The 7497-nt window shown below is 45.1% G+C and carries 4 protein-coding genes and 1 pseudogene; all 5 read left to right on the top strand.

Annotated elements, in window-relative coordinates:
- The first annotated feature begins 380 nt into the window (after window positions 1-380).
- The 5 genes and pseudogenes from FS806_RS05550 (at window position 381) to FS806_RS05530 (ending at window position 7448) form a co-directional block, all read left to right on the top strand.
- Window positions 381-2045, top strand: a complete 1665-nt coding sequence (locus tag FS806_RS05550) for an extracellular solute-binding protein (RefSeq protein ID WP_260981988.1) — start codon at window positions 381-383, stop codon at window positions 2043-2045.
- 109 nt (window positions 2046-2154) lie between these two features.
- Window positions 2155-3060 carry an ABC transporter permease gene (locus FS806_RS05545; RefSeq protein ID WP_186328221.1) on the top strand — a complete coding sequence of 302 codons (906 nt, stop codon included), beginning with the start codon at window positions 2155-2157 and terminating at the stop codon, window positions 3058-3060.
- A 37-nt stretch (window positions 3061-3097) separates the two neighbouring features.
- A complete protein-coding gene (locus tag FS806_RS05540; RefSeq protein WP_186328220.1) occupies window positions 3098-3982 on the top strand; it encodes a carbohydrate ABC transporter permease in 885 nt (294 codons plus the stop codon).
- A 39-nt stretch (window positions 3983-4021) separates the two neighbouring features.
- Window positions 4022-5753: pseudogene (locus FS806_RS05535) on the top strand (histidine kinase).
- A 12-nt stretch (window positions 5754-5765) separates the two neighbouring features.
- Entirely contained in the window at window positions 5766-7448 is a 1683-nt protein-coding gene (locus tag FS806_RS05530) for a response regulator (protein ID WP_144933621.1), read from the top strand.
- Window positions 7449-7497 lie beyond the last annotated feature (49 nt).

Raw genomic sequence — 7497 nt, 5'->3', positions numbered from 1 at the left:
AATCTAACTGTATGAAATCCATTTAGTTTTCAAATTTCACACTATTGAAGCAATTCAACTCTATTCTACCTTGAAAACCCATCCATTTCATCATCTGATGGTGTCGCGGTTAGCGGCATGGGGGTCTAAATAAAAAGTAAAGTACGGCCAATGCAGCAACTTTAAACAACGGAAGGTCCTTATGCATTCGTTTTTGGAAGCGGCAGCTGTATACGTCAATCAAAACAAATAATTGTTTTATGCCTGGTGTCAAGAGGTGTATACGAAAGTAAAGACTAGTATATAGAACAGCGGGGAGCTTCTTTCTATACTAGAATTATGAAAGACTGCAGTGCAATTTGCAGCGAAAACTATAACGAAATATACCGGAGGGGTAAAATTTGAAGAGCAAAAAGGCACTTGCAATGATCTCCTTGACGCTTGCATTGGCGATTACAGGCTGCGGCGGCAAAACGTCCCCTGAGCCAAGCCATTCACCTGGAAATTCCAAGGAACCGGCCGAAACAACAGGCACAGGAAACGGCAGTGATATTATTGAGGTTTCAACGGTTTCGCCAAGCGATCCCTACTTGAAATTTGACGAAGGGGAAAGCTTCGACAAAAACTCAGTTTATGATGCTTATGAAAAAGATATCGGTGTAAAAATTACAAACAAATGGGTTGCAGATATAAGCCAATTTAAAGAGAAGGTAAAGATCACCATTGCATCCGACGATCTTCCGGATTTCTTGCTTGTAAACGCTACACAGCTTAAAGAGCTTACTGAAGCGGATATGATTATGGATTTGACAGAGATTTATGAACAGCATGCTACGGAAGAGACGAAAAAGTTTCTGACCATGGACGGCGGCATGCAAATGAAAACAGCGATGATCGACGGGAAAATGATGGGTATTCCTAGCTCATATAACCCGTTCAACTATCAATACTTGTTCGTCCGTACGGACTGGCTGAAGGAGCTGGGCCTGCCTGAGCCTAAAACAATGGATGATTTCATGAAAATTGCCGAAGCGTTCAAAACGAAAAATCCTGGCGGCACAAAAGAAGCTTTCGGTATTGCGGTCAGCAAAAGCCCATTTAGTATAGAGACAGGCGTGACCGGTCTGAGAGCGTTCTTGAACGGCTATCATGCTTATGAAAACATTTGGATGGAAGACGGGAACGGCGGTTTGATGAACAGTGATATTCAGCCCGAGATGAAGCAGGCTCTTGCAGCGCTGCAGGACATGTTCAAAAAAGGGTTGATCGATCCGGAGTTTGCGGTTAAAGATACGGAAAAAGCTGCTGAGCTAATCTACAACGGCAGCATCGGCATGGTATTTGGCGCTTCCTGGACTCCGGCGCAGCTTGCGCAAGGCGCTGTGAAAGACGGCAAGGTTGTTCAAGAATGGGGAGTGTTCCCTATCCCTTCCGTAGATAACAAGCCTACATTGAATCAAATCGGTCTTGGCGTTGATGAGTATTATGCCATCTCTAAACAAGCCAAGCATCCGGAAGGCGTGATCCGTTTGCTAAACCAATGGATTACAGTAAGCAACAATCCGACGGAAGAGCAAAAAGTGTATGAGTATGGTAAAGACCGCGTTGAAAAAGGCAACAACTACTGGCTGCTTAATCCGCTTCGAGTAGGCAAACAGTTTGACAATAACGGCGAAATCTTGCCCAAAGCCATTGAAAACAAAGACGAAAGCATACTTGAGACCAAAGATCAGAGAACACGTTATGCACGCGCTATGGAATACGTTGAAGGCGATACAAGCATGTGGTGGGAATACTTAATTTCCGGTCCTAAGGGAGCCTACTCTCATATTCCGGAAATTCAAAAAAACAAACAATACCTGCAAAACAAATTCTACGGCGCACCTACTCCGGCGATGGCAGACCGTCAAGAAATTTTAATCAAGAAACGTGATGAAATATTCATCAAAATCATTATGAACCAAGTATCCGTAGACGAGTTCGATAAATTCGTTGAAGAGTGGAAGAAGCTTGGCGGCGATGAAATCACGAAAGAAGTTAACGAGTGGTATAAGTCGCTTAAATAGAATCTGTACGCAGGGAGGGATTGATTCTATGCAATCCCTCCTTTTTTGAACAACCAGGTTCTTGAGCAAGGAAAGCACAGCATGAAAAGTGAATCAGCGAGGTGAAGATATGAATAGACTGACGCGCAGGTGGAAGAAGGAATGGCCGCTTCATTTGATGCTGCTGCCGGGTTTGGCTTTTATTATTATTTTTAGTTACATTCCTATGACAGGAATCATGATGGCTTTTCAAAAATATGTACCGAACAAAGGGTTGTTCGGCTCCCCGTTTATCGGATGGAGGAACTTCCAATTGTTAATGGATTATCCGGATATCGGCCGCATTTTCTTTAACACGGTCTATATTGCTGTAATGAAAATAATTGCCGGTTTGTTCGTGCCGATTACCATTGCTATTTTGCTAAATGAATTGCGCAGAGAGTGGATCAAAAGAACGTTCCAAACATTGGTCTATTTGCCCCATTTTTTATCCTGGGTGTTGCTGAGCGGTATTTTGGTCGATATTTTGTCTCCTTCCTCCGGCGTATTTAACCAAATGCTCGGATGGTTCGGCATTGAGCCGATCTTCTTTCTCGGCGACAATAACTGGTTCCCTTATGTCATGGTCATCTCCGATGTATGGAAAGAATTTGGATTTGGCACCATTGTTTATTTGGCGGCGCTGACGGGAATTAACCCTACGCTTTATGAAGCCGCTGAAATTGACGGCGCGGGCCGCTGGAAACAAACGCTTCACGTGACGCTGCCGGGCATGATGCCGATCATAGTTCTTATGCTTACGCTTAATATCGGCAATGTGCTGAATGCCGGATTTGATCAAATATTTAACCTGTACAGCGCACCGGTTTATGAAAGCGCCGATATCATTGATACTTTCGTCTACCGCATGGGGATACAGCAAGCGCAGTTCGGATTTGCCACAGCTGTCGGCTTATTGAAATCAGTCGTATCCTTTATTTTCATTTCCGTATCCTACGTACTCGCATACCGGTTAGCGAATTACCGTATTTTCTAATTGCGGAAAAGCCGGTCATTCAGAAAGGAGACAGACCGTGGTCATTAAACCGTCATTCGGAAGAAGGGCTTTTCTAGTTTGCAATCTAATCTTTCTTGCGTTTATATCTTTTTTATGCTTAATGCCGATTATTCATATTTTGGCGCTTTCCTTTAGCTCGGGTTCGGCGGCGGCAGCCGGCAAGGTTGGGCTGTGGCCTGTAGAATTTACAACGGCGGCTTATGATAACGTGTTCGGCAAGCCTGAATATTTAAGAGCCTTTGGCGTTTCTATTCAACGGGTTGTAGCAGGGACGGCATTAAGCATGCTTTTAACGATCGTTACAGCCTATCCTTTATCCAAGGACCGCAATACGTTTCGTCTAAGAACCGTTTATGCCTGGATATTCGTTTTTACGATTTTGTTCAACGGCGGATTAATTCCTACCTATTTGACCATCAAAAGCTTGGGACTTATTGATTCCCTCGGAGCGCTGGTGCTTCCTACGGCGGTTAACGTGTTCAATGTCATCCTGCTATTAAACTTTTACCGCAATTTGCCCAAGGAGCTCGAGGATGCTTCACGGATTGACGGAGCCGGGCATTTTGCAACACTATGGAAAATATATGTTCCGCTATCGTTGCCCGCACTGGCGACAACGGGGCTTTTTACGATGGTAGGGCATTGGAATAGCTGGTTCGACGGCATGCTTTATATGAATCATACGGAAAATTACCCGCTGCAAACCTTCCTGCAAACCGTTATTATTAAGATGGATTTCCGATTTATTAAATCAGAAAATGTGGAACTCATGCTCCAGCTGTCCGACCGTACAAGCAGGGCGGCACAAATCTTCGTTGCGGCTTTCCCGATTCTTATTGTCTATCCATTCTTGCAGCGGTTTTTCATTAAAGGCATTGTAATGGGAAGTGTAAAAGAATAGACAGGAAGGTCGTAGATCTCGGGCACAGGAGAACAAACGATGAAAAGAATATTCTTTTTACAGGATTCCTCCATATTCAAAAAAATAATGGCTGCCTTTTTGGCGGCCTTGCTGCCGCTTATGGCCATTACCTGGATGATTAATGAGCAGGGGGCCAATAATATCCGCAGTGAAATATCCGATTCGATTTTAAATACGACGCGGTTTTATTTAGACTCTCTGGATAAGGAGGCAGAGCGGATCAGCCGATATTTGCCTAACTACGTCATGGACAGGGATTTAATGGAAGTGGCGGCGACAGGCGAGCAGATGAACTCCTATGAGCGGTCCTATAAAATATTGGATATTCAGCACCGCCTGGATTTGATGAAAAATTCCAGTCTGTTTATTCGCGAGGCAAAGGCGTACATTCCGCATATCGAGCGCACTGTGCTGAGCAACAGCTTTGAAACCATGCTGAATGAGGAAGAATATGAAGCGATGCAGCCAGGCAGGAAGCTTTATACCGAGCCCTTTATTTATTGGCAGGACCGGCTGTTTATTACGATGCAGTACCCTGCAGCCAAGAAGGAACCGCTCTATGTGGTGGGCGTAGAGCTCTCAACCGGAAAAATTAAAGAAACATTGGCGCAAATCGGCAACAGCAGGGGAGGCCAGACCGTATTGGTTAATCTGGAGCGCGGCTGGGAAATCAATAGCGGCTCCGACTTGGAATTGCATGATCTGATGAAGCAGTTTGCTTTCGAAAAGCAGGCTGCGAAAATGGATGAAGGCTATGATACGATCCATTATAAAAGTAAGCGATTTCTAACCGTATTCAAGTATTCCAGCCTCTGGAATTCATACATGATAACAAGCATACCGGAAGAGAAGGTTCTCGGTTCATTGCAAGTATATAAAACTTTGTTTTGGTGGGCTTGTGTGCTTGCCGTTTTTATTGTGCTGTTCTTTACCTATTTTTTAATCCGGTTAATATACCGTCCGTTGATAAAGCTGGTGCGTTCCTTCCGCCGCATGCAGCAAAACGAGCTGGAGCCGATCGTGATCGATCGCGGGAAGGACGAGTTCGGCTATTTATACCAGGCTTTTAACGATACGGTGAAATCTTTGAAAACACTGATTGAGGAAAATTATGAGCAGCAAATTCGCACTCAGCGCTCGGAGCTGAAAAGATTGCAATCGGCAAATTAATCCTCATTTTTTATATAATTGCTTTTTTGTGCTTTGCCGTTTGATTAAATCCGATAGCCAGAAGGAAAAGGCCTACCGGTTCTGTTTATACATCGGACAATATTTTCAGTTCATTACTCGCCATAATGATGACGACATCCTGCTGGAGATGGAGCTTGAGCATTCCCGCACTTATGTGGAGATGCAGTCGATCTGTTACGGGGATCGAATACAAGTGCTGTTTGAAGTCGAAGCCCCGCCGATTGAAGTCCCCCGGTTGATTTTGCAGCCTATTATTGAAAATGCCTATAAGTACGCCCTCGGCAATATGCCGGGCACGGGCGAGCTATGGGTGCACAGCAAGCTGCGCAATGATGCTTTTTATATTTATGTAGAAGATAACGGCGAGTTCATTACGGACGACGAGATAGAAGCGCTTGGCAAGAGGCTGCGTTATTCAACGAACCAGATGGAGGAGACAACCGGGCTGCTTAATGTTCATCGCAGAATTCAGCTTCGTTATGGAGAAGAGTTTGGGATTACCGTGTCACGCTCTGAGCTTGGCGGGCTTCAAGCTATTATTAAACTGAGCATGAGCTAAGGAGGAATCGCCATGTACAGGCTTTTGATCGTAGATGATCTGCCGATTATTGTAGATGGTCTTCTGGAGTTGTTCGAGAAGACGGAGCATTTGGAGCTTGAAATCATGAAAGCTTATTCCGGCGAAGAAGCGTTGGAAGTGCTGTCTCATCACCGGATGGATATTGTGATTTCGGATATTAAGATGTCCGGCATTGAGGGCATTGAGCTTCTGCAGGAAATAAAATCGCAGTGGCCGGAGTGCAAAGTTATTTTATTGACGGGGTACAATGATTTTCACTATGCGAAGAGCGCCCTTACGTTCGGTGCCTTTGATTATTTGCTGAAAGTGGAAAGCGACGAGAAGATCATCCATGCCGTTGAACGGGCGATAGAGAAAATTGAAGAGGAACAGGATCAGGCGCAAATGATCTTGCGGGCCCAGGCCAAAATGAGAATAGCGCTGCCTTCCTTGCAGAAGGAATATATTTGGGGCTTATTGCAAGGCAAGACTATGACGGGGCAGCAGCTTCGGGACGCTTTTGCGGAAATTGACATTCCTCTTGACGCATCGCTGCCTGTCTATTTGCTGATTGGCCGGATCGATGCCTGGAAGGAAATATTTACGGCGCCGGACAAGGCTTTGCTCGCTTACGCTCTGCAAAATATCGGTGATGAGTATTTATCCGCCCATGTGCGCTGCTTCTCAGTCGTATTTGACATGAACAAAATGGTGTGGATCTTTCAGCCTAAAGCCAGTCCGGAGTTAACGGCGGATACCGGTACTGCGGAATGGGCCAAGGCATACCGCTATGTGAGCGGCAATTTGGAGACGATACAGGCTACCGGCAAAAAGCTGCTGAGCCTCTCCATATCTTTTCTTATCGGCAGTGAGGCCGTCCCATGGAATCGGCTGTCGGATCGTTTTCATGCGATGAAATACGGTCTTGTGCAAGGCCATGGTTTGTTCCATGAAATCATTATGACAGATAAAGATATTCAGAAGTCCGCGGAAAAAGAGAAGGCGAAAAGCTATCATGACGGCTTTATTCACGCTCGCGTACAGCTGCTGATGAGCTGTCTTGAAAATAATCACCGCGAGCAGTTCAATAAACTTTTTGTTGAATTGACAGACATCTGGAAAGATCCGGATACTTCTGATGGGCGCAAGGTTGAGCTGTACCATTCCATATCTGCGGTATTTCTGGCGCATTTGCACAAAAATAAAGAGATGCGAGACTATATGAATACCCAGATCAATTTGGATATGCTGTTCCGCCAGGAGGAGACCGCTTCGTGGACGGAGCTAATTCCGTATTATTGGCAAATTGCGGACTGCTTTTTTGAATGGAATGCGATTAGAGGAACAGAGCTGCCGACGGAGATCGTGGGTAAGGTGCACCGCTATATAGAGGAGCATATTGCGGACGATATATCCCTAACCGCTCTTGGGGATTATGTCAGCTTGAATCCCTCGTATCTATCAAGGCTATACAAGCAGATAACGGGAATCGGACTCTCTAAATACGTAAATGATTACCGCAATGTCATTGCAAAGGACATGCTGCTCAATACATCCATGAAGGTCAATGAAATTGCCGCCAAGCTCGGCTATAATTCAGCGCTTGCCTTTTTCCGCTTCTTTAAGAAGCAAAATGATATGACGCCGCAGGATTTTCGGACGGCCCGCGCCGAAACGGTGCAGCAAGGTCAATAAATGTATATGGAATGTAAGCAATGATCTCTTTATGATGCACGGTGTCACC

This window comes from Paenibacillus sp. 32O-W, from assembly GCF_007679495.1.
Lineage (GTDB): Bacteria > Bacillota > Bacilli > Paenibacillales > NBRC-103111 > Paenibacillus_L > Paenibacillus_L residui.
The sequence above is the reverse complement of the archived record's forward strand: the minus strand, read 5'-3'. Positions and strand labels throughout refer to the sequence as shown.

What these genes read in the sequence shown, in the direction of transcription:
- FS806_RS05545 (WP_186328221.1), top strand. Translation starts at nt 2,155, where the DNA reads ATGAATAGACTGACGCGCAGGTGGAAGAAGGAATGGCCGCTTCATTTG.
- FS806_RS05530 (WP_144933621.1), top strand. Translation starts at nt 5,766, where the DNA reads ATGTACAGGCTTTTGATCGTAGATGATCTGCCGATTATTGTAGATGGT.